This window comes from Prevotella communis (assembly GCF_022024115.1).
GTDB lineage: Bacteria > Bacteroidota > Bacteroidia > Bacteroidales > Bacteroidaceae > Prevotella > Prevotella communis.
Window position 1 is genome coordinate 1,429,727 of the sequence record NZ_CP091792.1, and the last position, 23,720, is coordinate 1,453,446.

Below are 23,720 nucleotides of genomic sequence, written 5' to 3' on the forward strand. Positions count from 1 at the left end.
ACATATATCTCAACCTTTTTTCGTACCTTTGCAGTACATAAAAAGATTTTTAATGGTTAAGGTTTATGGTTGATTAATTTAGTTATCGGGAAAGGTTCGCTGTGAAGCGAGCCTTTCCTTTTTTTTGATGGAATGAAAAAGAGCCACGCGGTGTGGCTCTTCCTGTAATTAACTATTTCCCCATTTTAATGTTTCATGTTTCATGTTTCATGTTTCATGTATTACATGCACGAGGTTACGCCCAGTGCCGTTGCAATGGCCGACAGCACACTAATGGCTGTTTGAATCGCGAATTTCCATAATGTCTTGTTCTTCATAATGCTTTAGTTTTAACGGTTTAACTTTTGTCTTAGGATTTAGGGAGTCGCGTTTCGCGACCCCCTTAGTTTAAGGATTGACGGGACCACCGCTTTCGCCGCCTCCGCTCTCCGTGCCTCCGTTATTCCCTGACTCCGTGGCTCCATTCTCCGAGCTTCCGCCTCCGCCGTTCTCAGGATCCTCCGGATCTTCCACCTCGCCCGAGGTTGAGGTGACGCGCTTCACCTCCTTGCCGTCCCTGTCGATGCAGGTGATCTGGATGGCGGCACTGGCTAGTTCCTCTTTCAGGTCTACGCTGGGCGTGAAGATGATACGGCGGCTACTGATAAGACCGGCCTTTACATCGTTCACATTCTCCACAGACTTACTGCGCAGTCCGAAGCGCATGCTTCCCAGTCCGGGCAGGGCAACCGAGTGGCCTTCTGTAGCCCATGCCTTAATCACTTCGCCAGCTGCATCCCAGCAGGCCTTCATCACACCCTGGCTCACACCGCTGCGAAGGGCAGCCTCCTTAATTACCTTGTCCTGTGTGAGGGCGGTGTACAACTCAGGCACCATCACGTAGCGATACTTACCAGCGTAGGTGCCTACCTTCTGCAACTGTTCTTTTGCTTTTACTTTCATTGACATAATCTAAATGTGTTTTAAATGGTTATTAAAATTTTAATGTTTAATTATTAATGTTTAATCTTTTTACCTTTGTCGAATTCGGGGCTCTATAGTGCCTTCGTGCTTCCAAATTTCCTCGTGCACTAGGAAAATTTTTCTCGCTAGTTAGGGCGCAATATTTATCCCTTATTGACAATGCAAAGGTACTCATAAAAAGCGATACAAACAAATATTCTTTGTCAAGAAATATGAAAACATGAATATCTTACAATCTTACAATCTTACAATCTTACATTTCATATATTTTTTTGTGAGGTAGGAGTTAAGTAATATAATAATATTATAATATTATTATATTACTTAATTTTCTTCCCGCATTTTTTATACCAAATGTAAGATTGTAAGGATGTAAGATTGTAAGGTTTTAGACGAATTTATCACCCAAAGGTCAAGAGCTGACAGGTCAACCCCTGTTATTATCAAAGATTTTGAGATTTCTACATATTTTTCATGAATAAACTTTGAGATTTCTACAAAAATGTGTAATTTTGCCCTCAGAAACTAAAAACATTTTGAGGTATGGATACAGATTATCGCATATTCAGGAGAAAACTTTATGAGCGGATGCTGAATTGGAAACAGGCCAAGGACGGCAAGACGGCGCTGCTTATAAAGGGTGCACGACGTGTGGGAAAATCAACGATTGCTGAGGAGTTCGCCAAGCGTGAGTATGACTCATACATTGTGGTAGACTTTGCAAATGCGCCAGATGGCGTTTGGGAAGCAGTGAAGAATATTGCCGATTTGGACAACTTCTTTTTTCAGTTGCAGTTTATCTATAAGGTGAAGTTGGTGGAACGAAAATCTGTGATTATCTTCGATGAGATACAGAAGGCACCGCAGGTGCGACAGGCCATCAAGTATATGGTAAAGGACCATCGCTACGACTTTATCGAGACGGGGTCGCTCCTGTCTATCAAGAAGAATACGCAGGGCATCACCATCCCCAGCGAGGAAACTCGCGTCACGATGTATCCTATGGACTATGAGGAGTTTCGTTGGGCATTGGGTGACCAGGTGACTTTACCGCTTCTGAAGGAGGCTTTTGAATCGAAACGTACGGTTGGTGATCAGGTGAGCAGACAATTGCTGCGCGACTTCCGTTTGTATATGCTGGTTGGAGGTATGCCACAGGCTGTTAACACCTATCTGGATACTAACAACCTGAGTGAGGTAGATCAGACCAAGCGTGAAATCATCGACCTATATACTGACGATTTTCGCAAGATTGACCCTTCTGGCAAGGCTTCGCGACTGTTTAAGGCCATTCCGTCAGAGCTGTCAAAAAACGCTTCTCGCTATCAGGTGATGAGTGTATTGGGACGCAGCGCCGAAAATACGGATATGGACGAGTTGCTGGAGGATATGGAGGATAGCCTTTGTGTGAACTTTGCCTATCATGCAAACAATCCGTCAGTTGGTTTGGCTTTGCATAAGGATAAGGACCAGTATAAGATGTTTGTGGGTGACACGGGTCTGTTTATCACGCTCGCATTCTGGGACAAAGATGTTACGGAGAATATCATCTATCAGAAGTTGCTTTCTGATAAGTTGAGTGCCGACCTGGGCTATGTGTATGAGAATGTGGTGGCTCAGATGTTAAAGGCTGGTGGTAACGAGTTGTTTTATCACACATGGCCCACGCCAAGCGGTAAGCATAACTATGAGATTGACTTCCTGTTGTCACGCAGTAATAAGCTTTGTCCTATAGAAGTGAAGTCGTCGGGTTATAAGACCCATGTGTCGCTCGACGAGTTCTGCAAAAAATTCTCGAAAGAGGTATTATGGCGATATCTGGTTTATACAAAAGATTTTCGCAAGGATGAAGAGACACTGATGGTGCCTGTTTACATGGTGCCCTTTTTATAAGACATATAGTAGAGATGGCAGGAATGAAAAAGAGCCACGCGGTGTGGCTCTTCCTGTAATTAACTATTTCCCCATTTTAATGTTTCATGTTTCATGTTTAATGTTTCATGTTTAATGTTTCATGTTTCATGTATTACATGCACGAGGTTACTCCCAGTGCCGTTGCAATGGCCGACAGCACACTAATGGCTGTTTGAATCGCGAATTTCCATAATGTCTTGTTCTTCATAATGCTTTAGTTTTAACGGTTTAACTTTTGTCTTAGGATTTAGGGAGTCGCGTTTCGCGACCCCCTTAGTTTAAGGATTGACGGGACCACCGCCGTTGCCAGATTCGGAGCTAGAACTGCCGCCGCCGTTCTCCTCGGAGTTGCCAGGCTCAGGAGTGTCTTCGCCCGTCAGCTCGCTGTACAGCTGGGTGCTCAGCGTAGCGCCCTGTCGCATGGCGGAAGCCTTGTAGGCAGACTTCTTGCTCTGGTCGGCCAGGAAGGCGATGCCCAGGCGGGTGACGTTCTCAGAGGCGCTGAAGTCCTTCGCGTCGCTGACGCCCTTGGAGGTGAGGACAGGGTAGAGGGTTCCGATGCCGTCGAGCTTCACCTTGTAGCCGTCGGCCAGCATCTCCTGCATGCAGCTCTTCAGCTTGGTGATCACACCGATGACCACGTCCTCGGTATAGATACTGCCGTGCTTCATGATGTGCTCGGCCATGTCGGTGAGTCGCATTGTGCCGCGATAGATAATCTTACCGTAGGTCTTCTTCACCTGCTGGCGCTGCTCGCCCTTCTTGCCCACAGTCACCTTGCGTTCCACCTTCTTAATTTCAATTGTTCCCATAGTTTTTAATTGTGAGGTTTAAGGTTTGAGATTTAAGATTTATTTGTGTCGTTTTGAGAGAAACGGCGTGTTGCTTTCAGCGAGCCGGCGTTTTGCTGTCAGCGATACGGCGTGTTGCTCATTTTTGACAATGCAAAGGTACTACATTTCCATTGCGGTCTACGAATACATATCCAAGATTATTTTGTCTATTTTTGTGTCTTGCGCGGTCATTTGGTCATTTGGTCATTTGTCAAAATCGAAAACTGATTGTCAAAATCCGCCACTATAATATAAATATTTATATTTATATATAGTGAGCAATGACCGCGTTCCCGAAATTGATTTTGACCAAATGACCTTGACCAAATGACCACAATATTTTTTCCCGTTCTACCACAAATAGAGCGGGATTTTTTTGTACCTTTGCAGGTAAATTATTGGTTCTATTAAGGTAAAAAGGTAAAAATGGACAAGGATAAGGAAATTCCGAAGGTATTGCAGAACGAGGTGCAATACCAGGACCTCTTCTTTTATCAGAAGACAGAAGTGCTGTATGCGCTGACATTTCATTTTGCCAAGCGCTTCCTGCCTGCTAAGGCTGACCGCACTGTAGATCAGATGATACAGGCGGCACGCTCGGGAAAGCAGAATATTATAGAGGGATTTGCCGATGGCATGACATCCACAGAGCTGCAGCTGAAACTGCTGAATGTGGCACGCTCGTCGCTAAAGGAACTGCGCGCAGACTATGAAGACTACCTCTGCACGCGTCATCTTACCGTGTGGGGTAGTGGTAATCCCCGCTACGACACGCTGCTGAAGTTTTGCAGGCAGCATAATAAAGTGAGCGACTATGAACCCTATTTTGAACGGTGGGGCGACGAGGAGCAATGCAACGTGGCGCTGACCCTGCTGCACATGACAGACAAGATGATGAAGACCTATCTGAGTGGCCTTGATAAGCAGTTTGTCACTCAGGGTGGCATCAAGGAGCGTATGTATGCGGCCCGCACGGGCTACAGAAAGGGCATAGACGAAGACCTGCAGCGGCTGAGGGAAGAGAACAAGAGCCTGCGTCAGCAGGTGCCTATCCTGGAGCAGCGCATTGAGCAGCTTCTCAATGAGAAGCGCCATCTGGAGGTGCTACTGCGGCAGGAAAGGGAAAAGAGGAGAGGATAAAGGAAACTAGTTCTAACTAGCTGAACTAGTTTGAACTGGTGTGACTAGTTGGAACTGGTTTTTGCTAGTTTTGACTAGTTTTGACTAGTTTGACTAGTTTGACTAGTTTGACTAGTTTGACTAGTCTCAACTAGAATCAAATACTATGTATCAAAGCAACACAATACGACAGTGCCTGTGGCTGATAACGACCATCAGGCAGAACGAGCGCCTCACGCTGAAGGCGCTGCAGGAGAAATGGACGGCCGACAAGATGGGCGACACGCTCTATCGCTCGTCGTTCAACCGCTATCGTGACAAAATCTTCGAGTTGTTTGGCCTGATGATGGAGTGCGACGAGAAGTACCAGTATTATTTCTCGAACCCGGGCGAGCTGGCCGACCATTCGATTGAGAGTTGGCTGCTGTCGACGATGACGGTGAACGTGGCACTGGCCGACAGTTCGACGGTGAAGGACCGCATCATTCTGGAGAGCGTGCCCGAGGGCGAGCAGTTCCTGCCGATGATAATCAAGGCCATCAGACTGAACCGCCGCCTGCACATGCGCTACCAGCGCTTCGGCTGTGAGGTGAGCGAGAAGACGGTGGAGCCCTACGTGCTGAAGCTGTGGGGACGTCGCTGGTATCTGCTGGTGTTTACGGGTCACCACATGGCTACCTACTCGCTGGACCGCATGCTGTCGGTAGAGATGACCGACGAGACCTTCGTGATGCCAGCCGACTTCTCGTCAGAGCAGTACTTCGGCGAATACTACGGTGTGCTGACCGACGAGACAACGCCGCTGACGCACGTGGTGGTGCGTGCCTACGGCAAGACGGCCAACTACCTGCGCACGCTGCCACTTCACCACTCGCAGCGGGTGGCAGACACGACCGAGGCCTATACCGACTTTACGCTCGACGTCAGGCCCACGCCCGACTTCCTAGGCGAACTGCTGAAATACGACCATGGCGTGGAAGTGGTCGACCCGCCTGAACTTCGCCTTAAAATGTGTAAAATCATAAAAGAAATGCTTAATAGATATTAAATCTCAAGAGGGTGTCCCCGGTTTCTGGGACACCCTCTGTTGTATATTTGCAATCCGAAATCAATATATGTCGAACTAAAAACATTAAGATTATGGATGCGATTTTTTGGATTTATATCATTGCGGTAGTGGTAATATTCACGGACTATAAATTCTTAGAAGAGAATGGACGTAAATTTTGACGAACTGAGAGATTGGAGCGATGGCGCCAGGCGTGCGCTCGACAGGGAGCGCGAAAGAATGATGGAACAGATGAAAATGCTGGACGGACTGGCACGGGCCACGGAGGTGATTGGCGATATCCAGGCCGAGAACGAGCGGCTGCAGGCGGAGGTGGACGACCTGAACGAGCAGCTGGAGCAGCGGGATCAGGAGATAGAAGATCTGCGCCGTCAGCACCAACAGGAGATAGACGACCTGCAACGGCAACTGCTGGAGGCGAGAAACCAGCATCTGGAGACGGAGCGACAGCACCTGGAGACGGAGGTGCGTGCGAAGCCTATGGAGATTCACAACCACTTCGAGGCGGGCAGCAGTTCGCAGGTGTTCAACGACCGGGTGAGCGGTAAGTTTGGCAAAGTGCAGAGCGACAGGAATAAGAATAACAAGAAACGTAACGATATCAAAAAGAACAAGAAAAAATGGAAAAAGACAATCAGAAAAATGTTGTGAACAATTTTGAGGCGGGCTCAAACTGTCAGGTATTCAACGGCAATATCCGCGGCTGCGTGTTTGCCATGCCCGGTGCGACGGTCAACCAGCACGTACCGGAGACAAAGGCGCCAGACGCGCCTCAGGATGATGAGCAGCCCGATGTAGCGACGCTGGCGCGAGCCATTGAGAACTGTCAGGAGTATTTCTGGGGTAACAGTGCGTATGCGGTGGTGTACTGTGTATGTCGTGACGACTTCCATAATAAAGACTTGACGCAAAGCGGCTTTGAACGGATGGTAGAGAAACTGCCTTACTCAAAGAAACGCGACTATCAATGTACGTCTGGCACAATTGCCAATGCCTTCTGCCACAATTCCCTGTTTAAAACTCACGTCAGTCGCTGGGAAATGCAAGGTGCTTCTGAACGCATTATCAGACTACTGAATCAACTTCGTAAGGAATTAGAGTTATAGGAATAGTTTTATAGTTCTATAAATACCTCTATGGGTGTCTAAAGCTTCTTTAGGCACCCATTTTTTGTGTGTACTTTTGCATCGTCGAACAACGACAAGGCGCTCTTTGACATATTGATACACAGTAATGGGTTTTAAAGACAGAGTAATGGGTTTTTAAAGACACAGTAACATAATAACAAATTTATAATAACAGATTTTTAATAACAACAAATGGAAACAAAGATTTTGAAAGTGGTACGCCAGGGCGAGGCCTTCAGCGTACAGTCAAGTAAACAGGAGTCGGGCGTTATCCAGAAGTGCACGATAGTGCTGAAGGAGCTGGGCGGCAAGTTTGAAAATGAGTATGTGTGCGCTATGCTGGGTAATCTGGCGGCGTGCAGGTTCTACGAGGGTGACATCGTCATCGCCACCCTCCGATTCTCTACACACGAATATCAGGGACAGACGTTCCAGGAAATACTGGCGACAGACCTGATAAAGGTAAAAGGGTAAAAAGGTAAAAACTTGAGTTGAAAGACGAGCGGAGAAGTATCCGGATGAAATGAGCTCAAACAATCTTCGCTTTTCCAAAGCTCGTAATTTTCAACAAACAATGAAAACAGCAATCCAAATATTTACAAACGAAGTTTTCGGCGAGGTTCGCACTTGCCAAGTTAATAATGAAATTATGTTCGTGGGCAAAGATGTGGCTCAGGCGCTGGGGTACAGCGACTCTAATAAAGCCATCCGCATTCACGTAGACGATGAGGACAAAGGGGGAGCCGTTTTGTCCACCCCCGGTGGAAATCAGAAAGTTATCTTTATCAACGAATCTGGTCTCTACTCCCTGATTCTTTCATCGAAACTTCCACAGGCGAAGGCCTTCAAGCGGTGGGTGACCTCAGAGGTACTCCCCTCTATTCGCAAGACAGGCCGCTACGAGTTGCCACAGCAGCTCCCTGCGCTGGCCCTGCTCAACGAGGATGCCGAGGACACGCTGACGGCGACGCAGGTGGCGAAGACCTTTAACATGACGGTCTTTGAGTTCAATGCCGTGCTTCGCGACATGGGCATCCAGTATCGACGCGGCGGGCGTTGGAACATCTCTGACGACCTTGCCGACCGCGACTTCGTGCGCCTGCGCACCCACGTCTCCTATTCATTGAAGGGCGAGAAGAAAATACGCACCTATATGACGTGGACGATGCAGGGACTGCACTACCTTAATTCTAAACTGGGATACCCGAACTTCTAAGACTCACCCCCAGCCCCTCTCTGCTCAGAGAGGGGAGTGAATAGATTTTCCAATTAATAACTAATATTACCCCAACTAACTACTCCTCCCCATTCAGGGGGAGGCAGGGAGGGGGTCTTTTTATATGAGTGTACATTATATTTATTATAAGGATGGGGCGAAGAGGATGCGCCCTGTCCTCACGAGAGAGGAGTATCTGAGTCTGAGGAATGGCGGCGAGCAGCGGCGGTTGGTGGAGCGTATCCGAGCAGGCGAGGAAGGTCTGAAATCGAAGCTGGTGCAGATGAACTACTCGTGCCTGCCCAATGAAGACGGCTCGCTGAAGGGCTCAAAGACGATGAGCACCACGGTGGGCATGGATATAGACCACCTGACCAAGGAGGAGATGCCCGCGGTGCGTGAGCGCATCTTGCAGAAGAAGGAGGAACTGGGTCTGCTGATGCTGGAGGAGAGTGCCCGCGGCGGTGGTTATCACCTGGTGTTCCGTCGCCGTCCGGAGCTATCGCAGGAGGAGAACCTGAAGTGGGCGAGTGAACTGCTGGAGGTCAAATACGACGATGGTGCTAAGGACATCACGAGGGTGTTTTTCACGACAACGGGGAGCGCCGAGGATCTTTTATTTCTGGATGATGAGATATTCAGACTCACCCCCAGCCCCTCTCTGCTCAGAGAGGGGAGTGGTCAGACTCAAGGACAATCACAAGTAGCTGAACTATCTACGCCCCTCTCTCACAGAGAGGGGATGGGGGAGAGTCTTCTATCTACGCCCCTCCCTCACAGGGAGGGGATGGGGGAGAGTCTGCTGGGGGAGAGTCTTCTTCTTTTCCCCTCTTCTTACCACGGCATCCCCTTCACGGATATCATCCGGAAGTACTGGGAGCTGAACAACCACGGGTTTGAACCGACCATTGGCGACCGCGACACGCTGACCTATCAGTTGGCCTGCGACCTGAGGCATATCTGTGGCAAGAACGCCGACTGGCTGGATCAGGTGATTCCCTGCTACAACGGGTTCCCCGAAGAGGAGAAACGGGCGAAGATTAAGAGTGCACTGAGTTCGGAGTACAACGGATTTCCGCAGAGGCTGCGCAACACACTGAATGCCTTAACCTCTCCCGACCTCCCCAAAGGGGAGGAGGGCCTAGCGGATGAGGATGACAGTGAAGATGCGGTAGCAAATTCTTCACTTTTCACTCTTCCCTCTTCCCTTAAGCGAATGCCGATGGGCATCCGCGACTCCATCGATGCCGTCGGTCCTCAGCTCTCCATGCCCGTTATCACCGCCATCTGCCCCTGTATCGGCACGCTGGCCACGGGCGTGACGCTGGATGTGCACGGGCAGAAGCGAGGGCTGAACCTGATTGCCTATATCGCCGGCGACTTTGCCAGCGGCAAGGGTGGCATCGACCCCGTGGTGGAGGCGTGGATGAGTGAGGTGCAGGCGCTCGACAAGATGTACCAGGTGCAGGAGGACGAGTGGCGTGCCAAGAAGCGGGCGGCGAAGAATAAGAAGGAGCAGCCTGAGGAACCGAAACTGCCCGTGCGCTGTCTGACGCTGAACAATACGGTGGCCAACCTGGCCGAGCGTCTGGCCAACACGGAGGGCAAGCACGCCTTCTCGTTTACCCCCGAGGCCGATACCGTGGCGCAGAAGTGGAAATCCACGATGAGCGACTTCTCCGTGATGCTGCGCCAGAGCTACGACGGTACGAAGTACGAGCGTGAGGCCCGCAGTGCTGACGCGGTGAACGTGCATATCGACAAACTGCTGTGGAACGTGTGTATGTGCGGCACGCCCGATGCGCTGTATCGCGTGGTGAACAACTACACCGACGGTTTCCAGAGCCGTATCGCCGTGGCCCGCACGCCCGATAACACCTTTGCACCGCTGCAGGACAAGCCGCCTGTGCTGACCGACCGCCAGCGCGACCGCATCCAGCAGATAGCCCATCTGTTGCCGCTGATGTATGGCGAGGTGGTGCTGCCCAAGCTGGAGGCCAAGGGCCGTGAATGGGTGGAGCGCATCCGACTGGAGACGATGAAGAACGACGACCGCACCCGTGCCCGTCAGCGCTTCCGCGTCTGCGTCACAGCCCAAAGAATGACGTGCTGTCTGATGCTCTGCAAGGTGTGCGAAAGCCTTATTCAGAAGCACGGGCTGACCGGAGCAGAGGCACAGTTGAAGCAGCAGCCGGGACTATGGAAGGAGATGCTGCTGAAGGCGCAGACGCTCACGATGCTGGAGGTCTACGACGTGATAGCCGACTCGCTGCTGGAGAACGCGCTCTACTTCTTCCGCGACCGCATAGAGAACGCCTTCCAGAGTCGCGACTATGCTGGCAATATGAACGGTGAGCGCACCAAGCGCGGCAAGAACGACTCCATCTTTGAGCGACTGGACATCCAGTTCTCTTTCGAGCAGGCTATGCAGCAATCGGTGGCGGTGAAGGGTGCCAACGTGAACCATAACACCGTGCGGCAGATGCTGAAGAATTGGCGCAAACAGAAGCTCGTGGTACTGGAAGAGGATGGGAAGTATAGAAAGGTATAGTGAATAGTGAAGAGTGAAAAATTTGCTACCGCATTGGCGGTCAAAATGGTCAAGGTCATTTGGTCAAAATCGATTTTATGAATATTGAAATTTAGAATTATGAATTTAGAATTAAATAATTCGCAGGAATGCTTTGTGTTGCTCTGGCGCAGGCTGGAGCGCACGAGGCGCCTCCTCGGAGGTCAGTGTAAGCGGTATTGCATCCGCAATGTGTTGAAGGCATGGTTTGGCAGCGAAGCCACCGACGATTTTATCTGGGAGGTGTGTCACATGGCTGTGGTTGACGACGAGCCTCAGGAAGGCTGGAACGAGCTGCCGATACCGAGTCTTTATCCGCGCAAGCACCGTGAACTGTTGCGTGCTATCGTGGCTGTAAAAACGGGCGTCAGCTATCGGAAAGTCAATCTGAAAGCGCTCGATAAGGCTTATAGTGAAGCCTTTCCAAATAGTACACCAATAAACGTAAATAAAAAAGGAAAAAGGTAAAAAGTAAAAATGATTAGTCGAGGAATAAGAAATAATAATCCGCTGAATATAAGACGTTCAAAGGATAAATGGCAGGGCTTGAAGGCCTTGCAGACAGACCCTCAGTTCTGTCAGTTTGAAACAATGCCGTATGGCTGGCGTGCAGCTTTTAAGATGTTGACGCGTACATACTATCATGATTACAGGCTCTATACCATCAGGGCGATAATCAACCGGTGGGCGCCGCCTAATGAGAACAACACGAAGCGGTACATCGAGAATGTATGCAGGCTGACGGGCATCGGAGCCGATGAGCCCCTGGGCATCCCCAGTGATAAGCCCGCCCGCTGGATTATGCTGGGTGCTGCCATGGGCATTCAGGAGTGCGGTCTGGAAGGCTTCGACTGGTTCGCCATGCTGCGCGGCTGGATGATGGCGAGGGAATAAAGAATTTGTAATTGCGAACTATTGCAAACGAAAATGTTTGGATAGTTCGCTTTTTTCATGTACCTTTGCAAAACGAAATCAACCGTAAGTAAAAAATGAAACTGATATTACTGACCGTACTGCTGACGATGTGCAGCACTGGGGCTTTCTCACAGAAAAGGGAAAGCCTGAATCTGGAGATGATTGACAAACAGGCGATTCCTGAGGACACGATGGTGCGACGGGGGGTGCTGGACAACGGACTGACGTATTATGTGCGCAAGAACGACAGTCCGAAGAAACTGGCGTATTTCTACCTGCTGGTGAAAGCGGGGTCTGTGGTGGAGCAGGACAACGAGCGAGGCATAGCCCACTTCGTGGAGCATATGCAGTTTAAGGGCACAAAGCATTTCCCTGGCAGCATCTTTCAATTTACTCAGCGCCACGGACTCCAGTTTGGCCACGACACCAACGCCTTCACGGGCTTTACGACGGTGCGCTACCAGTTGAATGGGATTCCCGTGGACGACGCGGTGCTGATGGACTCCTGTCTGTTGCTGCTGCGCGACTGGGCCGGCGATGCCACGATTGCCGCCAAGGACGTGGAGAGCGAGCACAACGTGATTGTGGAGGAACGGCGCACCAGGATGATGCCCTCGTTTGTACGGCAGTTGCAGAACGACTTCTACAATAACTCCATCTATGCCCGACGTTCTCCCATCGGCGATATGGACATCGTGAAGAACTGTACGCAGCAGTTGGTGCGCAACTTCTACGACCGCTGGTACCAGCCTCAGAACCAGGCCGTGGTGCTGGTGGGCGATTTTGATGCAGATGAGATGGTGATGAAGGTGAAGAAGATGTTTGGCGACAGAAAGCGGGGCAAGACGGTGTCACCTGCGGTGCCCGCCATCCCTGACAGCGAGACCAAGTATCTGCTGTATACTGAAAAGCAGCAGCCCTTCGCCTCTCTTTGCTATCTGCTGAGGTTGGCTGGGGATACGGCGAAGCACCATACCGTGGGAAGCATGAAGACGGACGTGGTGCGTGATGAAATCAGGATGGCGATGGAGATGAAGCTGAAGAGTCTGAGGGCGAAATATCCTGAACTGATAGACGGTAGCGTGATGTCGGTGAATGTGGCCGACCTCAGCGATAAGTTGTGGGTGCTCAACCTGTCGGCACCCCAGGACCAGTGGCGACACACGTTGGAGTTGCTGGCCATGCAGGTGGAACTGATACGTCGGAAGGGATTTGGTGACGACTACTGGAAACAGCGGAAAAACTATATCTGGCCGGACTACAATGCCGACTCTACAGCCATCGTCTTTGTGGACACGGTCTACGCAAAACACCCCAACAGTCTGGGCAGTACACAGCATGTGGAGAAATGCCTGGCCCATTTCTTCAACGGCGACGCCATCATACCCGATATGGAACGGCATCTGGTGGACCGTCACCTGAGGAATACCATCACCGCCGACGAACTGCGCGAGGAATTCTGCAGGATGACCAGCGGACGCAACATGATGATAGGCGTGATGCTGCCCGACAGCGCCATGATGCCTGGGCGCGAGGAGGTGGAGGCCGTATGCCAGCGCGTGAAACAGATGAGCGATGAGGAGTTGGCCGAGATAGAGGCGGTACAGCAGAAGAAGCTGGACAGAATCAATGTGGACAGTCTCGACATCCCAACAGTTCCAGGTACCGTTGTCAAGAAAAAGGTGCTCAACGACAGCATCAGCGAGGTGTTGCTGTCGAATGGCGTGAAGGTAGTGTTGATGAAGCAGAAGACGGAGCATCATCTGGTGAACTTCATGCTCCGTCGTCCGCAGGGCTATAGCATGTTGGCCGATGACGACATCAACTTCCACGACATGCTGGGCAGTTGCCTGAGAAAATACAGTTGCTTTAACGGGTACTCGAACGTTGTTGTTGAGGCATTTGATGATACTTATGACCATATGGCCAAGTGGGAACCAGGTGACAGCCTGAACCTGGACAGGGTGGAGTGTACGCTGAAGATGCTCTACAAGTCGCTGACCACGGACGAGATAGACTCCGTGGAGTTTGCCGAACAGAAACAGAAGTTGCAGACGTCAGTGGCGAACCTGTCGACCCCATTGGCACAGTCGGCCCTGAAAGTGGGAATGATGATTTTGAAGGACACCAGGCGACAGGTGACGCCATCGGCCGAGACGATAGCCAACTACGACATCGGCCACTTCCGTGAGGTAGTCCGCGAATACTTCTCTAATTTCAACGGAGCAGTGATGGTGGTGCAGGGCGAGTATGACACCGACAGCATCATGCCCCTGATACTGAAGTACGTAGGTGCCCTGCCATCGAAGCCGGAGCGCGTGAAGCGGACGGTGTGGCCGTCGGACCACTACAAGACGGAGAACAGCGTGATGACGGAGAAGATAGAGACCCCAGCGCCCATTTGTCAGACGTTCCTGTTCTACACCTGGGAGAAAGGCTACAAGTACACCCAGCAGACCCATGCCCATAATGAGGTGCTGAAGAGCGTGCTGGCCAACCAGCTGTTCCAGACCCTGCGCGTGCAGCACAGTGATGTTTACACCCCACAGATCCAGATGGAGGATGCCCTGCTGCCCGTGCCCAAGATGAGGTATGTCATCAGTTATGCCTGCGACCCCACCCAGCGCGAACGTATAGCTGAGGACGTGAAGAGCATTGTCAGGGACATGGCCGAGGGCAACCTGATTACGCAGGACATGATAGACAGCTATGTCAAGTCGCGCGAGAAGGTGCAGGACGCCTACAAAGGCAATGAGTACACCAGGCGTCGTGACTACCTGACGCAGGAACTCAACGGCATCGTGGTGAATCAGGGCGACCTGACCTATATCCGACAGGTGACGCCGAAGTCGCTGAAAGCCTTTGTGAAGCAGTTGCTCAAGAAGGGCAACCTGCACGTGGGCTACCTGACAAGCGAGTAAAACAGGCACTTGTGCAAATTTTTGCAAACTGAAAATACAATTGCGAACTATTGCAAACGAAAATGTTTGGATAGTTCGCTTTTTTCATGTACCTTTGCGACATGAATCAGATGTTGATGATACTCACACAGCGCGAGTTGTTCCTATTGATAATAGGTGCACTGACCTACATGGCGCTGTTTGTAGTGACCTGGCAGAACAGCCGTCGCAAGGTGCTCTCTTTGCAGGAGCGTTTAGACAAGGTACGCGCCATGCAGGAGGTGGCCGATGTGGAGGCCAACCGCCAGAAGATAGAGGAGCTGGAAAGACTGATACAGAAGTTGGGCTCCGAGAACTCGCTGCTCCGCCTGGAACTGGAGGAGAAGAAAGCCAAGTTGGACTATGCCAACACGATGGCCCGCATTGAGAGCGAGAAGCGCGAAAGGGCCGAGGGCGACATCTTCCGTTCGGAGGTGTATCTGAGGATACAGCGGCTGGCAGCAGAAGGCCGGAGCATGGGCGAGGAAGACTGGCAGCAGTTGGCCATGTTGGTAGACAGCGTCTACACTGGCTTCTCGGAGAAGTTGTACAGCCTCTACAAGCTCACCACCTACGACTACCATGTGTGTCTGCTGGTGAAGATCCACGTCCTGCCCAAGGATATAGCGCTGCTCACGGCCCATTCCAAGGAGAGCGTCTCTACCAGCAGGAGCCGGCTCTATCAGAAAGTGTTTGGCAAGAAGGGATCGGCCAAGGACTGGGACGATTTCCTGCTGTCGATATAATATAGAATAAGGTATAATCATTAAAACAATAAAGCTATGATCGATTATCTGTTGGCCAATATGTGGCAAATATGGGCTGTAATAGCCGTCTTGGGCCTGATACTTGAGTTGACATCGGGCGACTTCTTCCTCATGTGTATTGCCATCGGTGCGGCAGGAGCTGCCATCACGGCACCCTTCGCCAATATATACTGGCAGATTGGCGTCTTTGCGCTGGTCACGCTGGTCAGTCTGTTTCAGGTGCGCCCCTTCGTGCTGCGCTACCTGCATCGCAACGACAGCAAGTGCGTGAGCAATGCCGATGCGCTGTTGGGCCGCAAGGGACGCGTCAGTGAGACCATCCCAGCAGGCGGTTTCGGCTATGTGGCCATCGATGGTGACCAGTGGAGGGCCGTGGCTGTCAACGACGAGGAGATAGCTGCCGGTACACGCGTCAGGATCGTGAGCCGCGAGAGCACCATCGTCACCGTGGAACTGTTGACGGATTAAAATCATCAATTAATTATAAACTCTTTAATAACTAAAACGTATGGATTTATTTTTCTATTTCCTCATTGCCATTGCCATTGTGGCTGTTATCATTGTGAAGATGGCGCTGGTCATTATCCCACAGTCGGAGACCAAGATTATTGAGCGACTGGGACGTTATCATGCTACGCTGAAGCCTGGTATCAACCTGATTATCCCGTTTATCGACAAGGCCAAGAACGTGGTGGTGCTGAAATACGGTCGCTATGTCTATTCCAACAATATCGACCTGCGTGAACAGGTGTACGACTTCCCTAAGCAGAACGTGATTACGAAGGATAATATCCAGATGGAAATCAACGCGCTGCTGTATTTCCAGATCATGGACCCCTTCAAGGCTACCTACGAGATCAACAACCTGCCCAACGCTATCGAGAAACTGACACAGACCACGCTGCGTAATATCATCGGTGAACTGGAGCTGGACGAGACGCTGACATCGCGCGATACCATTAATACGAAGTTGCGCGCCGTACTGGACGACGCCACGGATAAGTGGGGCGTGAAGGTGAACCGCGTAGAACTGCAGGATATCACACCGCCATCATCTGTGCTGAATGCCATGGAGAAGCAGATGCAGGCCGAGCGTAACAAGCGTGCGCAGATCCTGACCTCTGAGGGTGAGAAGGCTGCCGAGATCCTGGCTTCCGAGGGTGAGAAGACGGCTACCATCAACCGTGCTGAGGCTGCCAAGCAGCAGGCTATCCTGACGGCCGAGGGTGAGGCACAGGCACGTATCCGCAAGGCTGAGGCCGAGGCACAGGCCATCGCGCTGATTACTGAGGCCGTGGGCAAGAGCAGCAACCCCGCCAACTACCTGCTGGCCCAGAAATATATCCAGATGCTGGAGCAGTTGGCCCAGGGCGACAAGACCAAGACCGTATACCTGCCTTACGAGGCTACCAACCTGATGGGCAGCATCGGCGGTATCAAGGATTTGTTCAAGAGTGAATAAATATTGAATATTGAACGAATAAATGAACGAAATGTAAAAGAAATACGCTTTTTCTTTTGCATTTCGTTACTTTTTTAGTAACTTTGCAGCCAAATTAGACTGCATACGTATGGTATACAATATTTTTAAGGGACTGGGTATCGCACTCGTAACCCCCTTCAAACAGGATGGCTCGGTAGACTACGAAGCCTTGCTTCGACTGGTAGAGTATCAACTGGACAACGGCGCTGATTTTTTCTGTATTCTTGCTACAACTGGTGAGACTCCAACCCTGACCGCTGATGAGAAGAAGCGTATCAAGGACTTGGTGGTCGATAAGGTGCAGGCACGTGTGCCCATCCTGATGGGCTGTGGCGGAAACAATACGGCTGCTGTGGTGGAGGAGCTGAAAAACGGCGACTTTAAAGGTATTGACGGTATACTGAGCGTATGTCCTTACTACAACAAACCCTCGCAGGAAGGACTCTATCAGCACTTCAAGGCTATCGCTGCCGCTACACAGTTGCCCGTGGTATTATATAATGTACCTGGACGTACAGGCGTGAACCTGAAGGCAGAGACAACGGTGCGTCTGGCGCGCGACTGCCAGAATATCGTGGCTATCAAGGAGGCCAGCGGTAACCTGGAGCAGGTAGACGAGATTATCAAGAATAAGCCAGCCGACTTTGACGTCATCTCTGGCGACGACTCGCTGACATTCCCCATGGTATCATGTGGTGCGGTGGGTGTCATCTCCGTCATCGGCAATGCGCTGCCCAAGGAGTTCTCGAAGATGATTCGCCTGCAGATGCGCGGCGAGTACGACCCTGCCCGCAAGATTCACCATCGCTTCACGGACCTGTTCTCACTGCTCTTCGTCGACGGCAACCCCGCTGGGGTGAAGGCCATGCTCCACGAGATGGGTTTCATCGAGAATGTGCTGCGTCTGCCCCTGGTGCCCACGCGAATCAGTACGCTGCAAAGAATGAGCGAACTGCTGCGTGAGCTGAAGATTTAATTCTCTTATTTGATCTTTTCCAAGGCTGCCTTTGCGGCCAGTACGGCTCGGCGCCAATCGGTGTCGAGTGAAAAGCGTGTCAGACTGTTGGCATCGTTGAAATAGGCCAGCACCATCTCCGTGTCGTTATCATTGAACAGTGGGTTGGAATAGCTGGCGTCCATGTAGGCCCTGATAATCTTCTTCTGGTGATTGGCAGGCATGGTGCGACTCTCAACGAGCGAACGGGTGTAGTTGGTGATGAAGACATTCAGCGAGAGTGCCTCCTTGTCGAGCAACTCGGCCGTAGAGTCGGGAAACTCCTCCTTCATCTTGATAGCCAGATAGTTGAGCGCCTCCAGTTTGAACATACTGAACTGGCGCACCAGCATATCGGCACTGGTATCGCTGACCTTGGCCTGGGCCGAGCGACGGATCTCTGCATATATCTCCTGGGCGGAAAGGGTCTGTGAGAGGCTCAGGAGGAAAAGTGCTGAAAGAAAAAATTTTTTCATTTTGAAATCTATTGTTGTTTGATGAGTTGTTTTCTCAGTGTAAAGCATTCAGGCAGTTCCTCTTCATAGTGGGTCACCATGATGAGCGTCTTGCCTGGCAGCTCGCTATAGGTCTGGATGATATCCTTCACCAGTTGGCGGTTCTGACTGTCGAGCCCGTGAAGGGGTTCGTCGAGAATCAGCAGCTGGGGCGCCTTGACGAAGGCACGTGCCAGGAGCACCAGGCGCTGTTCGCCGCTGGAAAGCTGCAGGAACGGGCGCTGTTCCATCGCGTCGATACCAAAGATACGCATCCACCACCTGCACTGTTCGCGCTCGGCCTCGTTGGTACGCGTATAGAGTCCCACCGTATCCTTCAGTCCGCTGGCCACCACCTGGATGGCTGGGATGTTATGCTGGTAGGAACGGTGCATCTCGGGCGACACATAACCGATGCGGCGCTTGATGTCCCAGATGGTCTCGCCACTGCCTCGCTGTTTGCCAAACAGACGGATATCGCAGGCGTAGGCCTGAGGATTGTCGGCACATATCAGCGAGAGTAGGGTAGACTTGCCACTGCCGTTCTGGCCTGACAGCGCCCAACATTCGCCTTCGCGGATGGTCCAGTTGACATCCTTGAGGATGGTACGTTCGCCATAGCGGATGCTGACATCGTGGAAGCTCACCACCTCGCCGGCCGTGGCCTGCTGCTCCTGGTGAAGCGTGCGGATAGCCTCACGGCGTGCACCGTCAAGATGGTGGAGTGGGGCAAGGAACTCCTCCTGCGGCGTGATCCAGATGATGTCGTCCACATACGCGGGTACATTTTCCTTCCTGGCCACCACGAGATAGATGGTCATGTGCTGCTGATGCACCAGGACAGGAAACAGTTGGTTGAGCTGCTCGCGTGTCTGGGCGTCAAGACCGATAAAGGGATTGTCGAGTATCAGGATGCCAGGCTGTGCAAGGAGCGTCTTGATGAGCTGGAACTTGCGCAGTTCGCCACTACTCAGGGAGATGGTGTATTTGTCGAGCAGGGGCTCAAACTCAAACAGGCTGATGAGGTCCTGCAGCAACTGACGGCGCTCGGGCGTGTCGTCGCCCAGCATGTCGTAGGCACGCTGAATCATCTCACCCACACAGGGCGTCTCCTTGTCGATATCATGCTGGTTCCAGCGCAGTTGCAGGTAATAGGCGCGGTCGGTGGCTGTGCCGTAGGTGTCGCAGAAGGCGATATAGCGCACCTTACTGCTCGACAGGTCCTTGCGGAGCTGGTCCACATACTTCGTCTTGCCACTGCCGTTGCTGCCTACGATAGCTATGATTTTCTGGCTTTCCATACTTTATCCTGATTCTTGTTCACAAAATCCTTCCATCCGCGATAATGGGGCGCATCCGTATCAGGACGGCCCATCTGCAGGAAATGGCAGTAGGCGGCTGCAAGGGCGTCGGTAGCATCCATGAAGCGGCCCATCTCCTCGGTAGGGATATGGAGCAGGCGCTGCAGCATGCCGGCCACCTGTTCCTTGGAAGCCGAGCCATTGCCCGTGAGCGCCATCTTGATTTTCATAGGGGCATATTCGTGGATGGGCACGCTGCGGCGGATAGCGGCGGCAATAGCCACACCCTGCGCACGTCCCAGTTTCAGCATGGATTGGACATTCTTACCAAAGAAGGGCGCCTCGATAGCCAGTTCATCGGGCAGGTAGGCCTCGATAATACCCGTGACCCGTTCGAAGATATGGCCCAGCTTCAGATAGGCGTCCTCAAATTTACGCAGGTCAATGATGCCCATTGTCACCATCTCGGCCTTGCCGTCGACGACGCGCAGGATGCCGTAACCCATGATATTTGTACCTGGGTCGATGCCCAGTATCACTTTCTCTTTCATGCTACAAAGGTAACGTTTTTCAAGGATAGAACGGATAGGATTATATGAAATTTAACAGAAAATAGAAAATTTATATCCCAAATATTTGCAAAATCAAATTATTTACGTAATTTTGCAGTCGTAATAATTTAACGCCATAGGCCCATATTATGGTAGAATCTGAAATAATCGAGTCACAAATTAATAAAGGTGACTATAAAATATTGATAGTGGACGATGTTGTCAGCAACGTCCTGCTATTGAAAATTCTCCTTACAAACGAGAAATATCAGGTTTGTACGGCGAACTGTGGTAATATGGCCATCGAGCAGGCCAAGGCAGAGAAACCTGACCTGATCCTGCTTGACGTGATGATGCCTGATATCACGGGTTTCGACGCTGCACAGATCCTGAAGAAAGACCCTGAGACAGCACATATCCCCATTATATTCCTGACCGCCCTGAATAACCCAAGCGACTTGGTGCATGGTTTCCAGGTAGGTGCCAACGACTTCCTGACGAAGCCGTTTAACAAGGAGGAACTGGTGGTACGTGTGTTCCACCAGATTAAGCTCGTGGCTGCTACGCGTATCATCGAGCGCCAGAATGCTGAGTTGCGTGCCACCATCGGCAACCGCGACAAGATGTACTCTGTGATTGCCCACGACCTGCGTTCGCCTATGGCCAGCATCCGCATGGTGCTCAACCTGGTGGCGGCTTCTGCATCGCCTGAGCTGATCGGGCAGGAGATGTACGACCTGCTGGATAAGGCCAACAAGGAGTCGGAGGATGTGCACGACCTGCTGGATAACCTGCTGAAATGGACCAAGAGCCAGACGGGCCGTCTCACGGTGGTGCGTCAGGACCTGGACCTGAACGATATCATCCCTGGCGTGGTGGATATCTTTGAGATGATTGCACAGAACAAGCATATCAAGCTGAATTATCAGACCAGCGCTTCGTCGGTCATCGTTACGGCCGATAATGACATGCTGAAGACGGTGGTGCGCAACTTCATGTCGAACGCCATCAAGTTCACCCCCGAGAATGGCAGCATCGATATCATCCTCAGCACAGAGGGCGATTATGCCAAGGTGAGCGTGCGTGACCACGGCGTGGGTATTGCCCCTGAGCGTCTGAGTTCTATATTTAATAAAGGTGAGACGACCTACGGCACAGGCGGCGAGGAAGGCTCTGGCCTGGGCTTGCAGCTCTGTCAGGACTTTGCCACGAAGAATGGCGGTAGCTGTACGGTAGAATCAGTACTTGGCGAAGGATCTACGTTCAGCGTCCTGGTACCTCTGAAGAAGTAAAAAGATAACACAATAAAAAAAAGGTAGTCATTTTCTTTGCAGTTACAAAAAAAATGACTACCTTTGCATTCGATTTCAGTATAACGTTTCTTTTCGTGAAGCGTTTCTTACATCACAAAATCTCCAATTTTTAGTCAAAACATACGTTTAACGTATCAATACTATATGTATACCAAAGAACAACTTGAAAGTATGGCAGTTCCTGAATTGATGGAAGTTGCCAGCAAACTGGGAATCAAAGTGTCGCAGAACGACTCTTTGGAAACCGTTATTTATGACATTCTGGACAAGGCTGCCATCGATGTCGCAGCCGAAGATGCTTCGCCCTCAAAGCGTAAGCGCACACGTATTGCCAAGAAAGATACAGATAAGGTCTACACCGTGAAAGGTGACGATGGTGAGAACCTGGATACCAAGGGAAAGAGGAAAAAGGCAGAAGCTCCGTCGCTGTTTAGTGACGCCCCTGTGAAGGCAGAGGCCGAAGAAAAGCCTGCAGAGGAGGCCAAGCCTGCTCCCAAGAAGCGTGGCAGGAAGACCAAGGCCGAACAGGCTGAGGAAGAAGCCGCCCAGGCACCTGTTGCAGAGGAGCAGCCCGCAGAGGAGCAGCCAGTAGCAGAAGCCGTAGTGCCCGAGGCTGCCGAGGATATGCAGACCGAGGCTCCTGACCCTGAACTGCTGGAGCACCTGCAGGAAAAGATGTCAAAGCGTCGTGAGGAGGTGAATATGCCTCAGGAGCAGTTTGACAATGCCGGCAACTACTGGGAGGGTGACCCTGGCGACGGTACTGATTTCATTACCGTTGTAGACCTGCCTATCGAGGACCAGGCCGCTATCCCCACGCTCGATATCTTCGACCGTCCTATGGCTAATCAGGCAGAGCCCGTATTCCAGCCTGTATCTCAGGCACCGTCATCAACCGCCAATTATGACTTTGGCGACCTGATTGAGGGTAATGGTGTGCTGGAGCTGTTGCAGGACGGCTATGGCTTCCTGCGTTCAAGCGACTACAACTATCTGTCGTCGCCCGATGATATCTACGTATCTCCCCAGCAGATCAAGAAATATGGCCTGAAGACGGGTGACGTGGTTGACTGCACCGTTCGTCCGCCTCACGATAACGAGAAATACTTCGCCCTGTCAAGTGTGAAGGCTATCAATGGACGTGAGCCTTCTGAGGTGCGCGACCGCGTGTCGTTCGAACATCTCACGCCGCTCTTCCCTGAGGAGAAGTTCAACCTGTGCGGCAATCCTGCTACCACCAATCCTTCTACACGTATCGTCGACCTGTTCTCACCAATCGGTAAGGGTCAGCGTGCGCTGATTGTGGCTCAGCCCAAGACCGGTAAGACCATCCTGATGAAGGATATTGCCAACGCCATTGCTGCCAACCATCCTGAGGCTTATATCATGATGCTGCTCATCGACGAGCGTCCTGAGGAGGTGACGGATATGAGCCGTACGGTCAACGCTGAGGTGATTGCCTCTACCTTCGACGAGCCTGCCGACCGTCACGTGAAGATTGCAGGTATCGTGCTCGAGAAGGCTAAGCGTATGGTGGAGTGCGGACATGACGTGGTCATCTTCCTGGATTCTATCACTCGTCTGGCTCGTGCCTACAACACGGTATCGCCTGCCAGCGGTAAGGTGCTGACGGGTGGTGTGGACGCCAATGCCCTGCAGAAGCCTAAGCGCTTCTTCGGTGCTGCCCGTAATATCGAGGGCGGTGGTTCGCTCACCATTATCGCTACAGCCCTGGTAGATACCGGTTCAAAGATGGACGAGGTGATCTTCGAGGAGTTCAAGGGTACGGGTAACTCAGAAATCCAGTTGGATCGCATGCTGTCCAACAAGCGTGTGTTCCCAGCCCTCAACCTCGTACAGTCGTCTACTCGTCGTGATGACCTGCTGCAGGATCCTACCACACTCAACCGCATGTGGATTATCCGCAAGTTCATTGCCGAGATGAATCCTATCGAGGCGATGAATACCGTTCGCGACCGTCTGGTGCAGAGTCGCAACAACGAGGAGTTCCTCATGTCAATGAATGGCTAATTCATGGATTTTCAGATAAAAAGAGTCGCAGACGTCCCCGTTCTGCGGCTTTTTTTGCACTTTTTACTGGAAATGTTTCGCCGTTTCAGAAAATAGTTGTAAATTTGTCGCTGCAAAGAAAA

At 51.4% G+C, this 23,720-nt stretch carries 23 protein-coding genes and 1 pseudogene; 17 read left to right on the forward strand and 7 right to left on the reverse strand.

The genetic code is table 11. The features are described from left to right. Positions 1-221 precede the first annotated feature (221 nt). Both L6468_RS05570 and L6468_RS05575 read right to left on the reverse strand, forming a co-directional pair. A complete protein-coding gene (locus L6468_RS05570; protein ID WP_237796203.1) occupies positions 222-317 on the reverse strand; it encodes a smalltalk protein in 96 nt (31 codons plus the stop codon). A 70-nt stretch (positions 318-387) separates the two neighbouring features. Next, positions 388-948 carry an HU family DNA-binding protein gene (locus L6468_RS05575; protein WP_237796206.1) on the reverse strand — a complete coding sequence of 187 codons (561 nt, stop codon included), beginning with the start codon at positions 946-948 and terminating at the stop codon, positions 388-390. Positions 949-1,506: 558 nt separating this feature from the next. Here L6468_RS05575 and L6468_RS05580 point away from each other — a divergent pair. Further along, positions 1,507-2,856, forward strand: coding sequence for an ATP-binding protein (locus tag L6468_RS05580; RefSeq protein WP_091817197.1), 1,350 nt, complete (start codon positions 1,507-1,509; stop codon positions 2,854-2,856). A gap of 133 nt (positions 2,857-2,989) precedes the next feature. Here the strand turns inward: L6468_RS05580 and L6468_RS05585 are convergent, their stop codons facing one another. Next, positions 2,990-3,085, reverse strand: a complete 96-nt coding sequence (locus tag L6468_RS05585) for a smalltalk protein (protein ID WP_237796203.1) — start codon at positions 3,083-3,085, stop codon at positions 2,990-2,992. Positions 3,086-3,155: 70 nt separating this feature from the next. Continuing rightward, the gene (locus L6468_RS05590) at positions 3,156-3,689 is read right to left on the reverse strand and encodes an HU family DNA-binding protein (RefSeq protein WP_237796208.1); all 534 of its coding nucleotides are present in this window, start codon (positions 3,687-3,689) and stop codon (positions 3,156-3,158) included. Positions 3,690-4,136: 447 nt separating this feature from the next. On the opposite strand from L6468_RS05590, the gene L6468_RS05595 reads away from it, so the two are divergent. The 14 genes from L6468_RS05595 to dapA all read left to right on the forward strand — a co-directional run bounded on the left by L6468_RS05595 (position 4,137) and on the right by dapA (position 17,890). Beyond that, positions 4,137-4,850, forward strand: a complete 714-nt coding sequence (locus L6468_RS05595) for a four helix bundle suffix domain-containing protein (RefSeq protein WP_237796210.1) — start codon at positions 4,137-4,139, stop codon at positions 4,848-4,850. Positions 4,851-4,995: 145 nt separating this feature from the next. Continuing rightward, the gene (locus L6468_RS05600; RefSeq protein WP_237793110.1) at positions 4,996-5,877 is read left to right on the forward strand and encodes a helix-turn-helix transcriptional regulator; all 882 of its coding nucleotides are present in this window, start codon (positions 4,996-4,998) and stop codon (positions 5,875-5,877) included. A gap of 165 nt (positions 5,878-6,042) precedes the next feature. Then, on the forward strand, positions 6,043-6,549 hold the full coding sequence (locus L6468_RS05605) for a hypothetical protein (protein ID WP_237793109.1): 507 nt from the start codon (positions 6,043-6,045) through the stop codon (positions 6,547-6,549). After that, the gene (locus L6468_RS05610) at positions 6,519-7,004 is read left to right on the forward strand and encodes a hypothetical protein (RefSeq protein WP_237796212.1); all 486 of its coding nucleotides are present in this window, start codon (positions 6,519-6,521) and stop codon (positions 7,002-7,004) included. Before L6468_RS05605 ends, L6468_RS05610 begins: the two co-directional genes overlap by 31 nt. Before the next feature lie 213 nt (positions 7,005-7,217). After that, complete coding sequence (locus tag L6468_RS05615) at positions 7,218-7,499, forward strand: hypothetical protein (protein WP_237796214.1); 282 nt, start codon at positions 7,218-7,220, stop codon at positions 7,497-7,499. Positions 7,500-7,599: 100 nt separating this feature from the next. Continuing rightward, on the forward strand, positions 7,600-8,241 hold the full coding sequence (locus L6468_RS05620) for a BRO family protein (RefSeq protein ID WP_255779422.1): 642 nt from the start codon (positions 7,600-7,602) through the stop codon (positions 8,239-8,241). Between the two features lie 283 nt (positions 8,242-8,524). Then, complete coding sequence (locus L6468_RS05625) at positions 8,525-10,792, forward strand: DUF3987 domain-containing protein (RefSeq protein WP_237796649.1); 2,268 nt, start codon at positions 8,525-8,527, stop codon at positions 10,790-10,792. Positions 10,793-10,891: 99 nt separating this feature from the next. Next, entirely contained in the window at positions 10,892-11,278 is a 387-nt protein-coding gene (locus tag L6468_RS05630; RefSeq protein WP_237796223.1) for a hypothetical protein, read from the forward strand. Positions 11,279-11,287: 9 nt separating this feature from the next. After that, the gene (locus L6468_RS05635) at positions 11,288-11,704 is read left to right on the forward strand and encodes a hypothetical protein (RefSeq protein WP_237796225.1); all 417 of its coding nucleotides are present in this window, start codon (positions 11,288-11,290) and stop codon (positions 11,702-11,704) included. A 95-nt stretch (positions 11,705-11,799) separates the two neighbouring features. Next, positions 11,800-14,646 (forward strand): M16 family metallopeptidase, encoded by a 2,847-nt coding sequence (locus L6468_RS05640; protein ID WP_237796227.1) that lies wholly within the window; start codon positions 11,800-11,802, stop codon positions 14,644-14,646. Positions 14,647-14,747: 101 nt separating this feature from the next. After that, positions 14,748-15,410 carry a hypothetical protein gene (locus L6468_RS05645; RefSeq protein ID WP_091852195.1) on the forward strand — a complete coding sequence of 221 codons (663 nt, stop codon included), beginning with the start codon at positions 14,748-14,750 and terminating at the stop codon, positions 15,408-15,410. Positions 15,411-15,446: 36 nt separating this feature from the next. Then, positions 15,447-15,899, forward strand: coding sequence for an NfeD family protein (locus L6468_RS05650; protein WP_091818193.1), 453 nt, complete (start codon positions 15,447-15,449; stop codon positions 15,897-15,899). 40 nt (positions 15,900-15,939) lie between these two features. Continuing rightward, complete coding sequence (locus L6468_RS05655; protein WP_091818191.1) at positions 15,940-16,893, forward strand: SPFH domain-containing protein; 954 nt, start codon at positions 15,940-15,942, stop codon at positions 16,891-16,893. A gap of 109 nt (positions 16,894-17,002) precedes the next feature. After that, positions 17,003-17,890 carry a 4-hydroxy-tetrahydrodipicolinate synthase gene (gene dapA, locus L6468_RS05660; protein WP_091818189.1) on the forward strand — a complete coding sequence of 296 codons (888 nt, stop codon included), beginning with the start codon at positions 17,003-17,005 and terminating at the stop codon, positions 17,888-17,890. A 5-nt stretch (positions 17,891-17,895) separates the two neighbouring features. On the opposite strand, the gene L6468_RS05665 is transcribed toward dapA, so the two are convergent. The 3 genes and pseudogenes from L6468_RS05665 to ruvC form a co-directional block, all read right to left on the reverse strand. Further along, entirely contained in the window at positions 17,896-18,384 is a 489-nt protein-coding gene (locus L6468_RS05665; RefSeq protein ID WP_237796230.1) for a hypothetical protein, read from the reverse strand. A gap of 8 nt (positions 18,385-18,392) precedes the next feature. Further along, positions 18,393-19,643 (reverse strand): annotated as a pseudogene (locus L6468_RS05670) (ATP-binding cassette domain-containing protein); the annotation flags it as partial. Positions 19,644-19,681: 38 nt separating this feature from the next. Beyond that, positions 19,682-20,254, reverse strand: coding sequence for a crossover junction endodeoxyribonuclease RuvC (gene ruvC, locus L6468_RS05675; RefSeq protein WP_091818183.1), 573 nt, complete (start codon positions 20,252-20,254; stop codon positions 19,682-19,684). Positions 20,255-20,421: 167 nt separating this feature from the next. Here ruvC and L6468_RS05680 point away from each other — a divergent pair, with 167 nt between their 5' ends. Further along, complete coding sequence (locus L6468_RS05680; RefSeq protein WP_176756922.1) at positions 20,422-21,546, forward strand: hybrid sensor histidine kinase/response regulator; 1,125 nt, start codon at positions 20,422-20,424, stop codon at positions 21,544-21,546. A 165-nt stretch (positions 21,547-21,711) separates the two neighbouring features. Further along, positions 21,712-23,598, forward strand: a complete 1,887-nt coding sequence (gene rho, locus L6468_RS05685) for a transcription termination factor Rho (RefSeq protein ID WP_091818179.1) — start codon at positions 21,712-21,714, stop codon at positions 23,596-23,598. Positions 23,599-23,720: the final 122 nt, after the last annotated feature.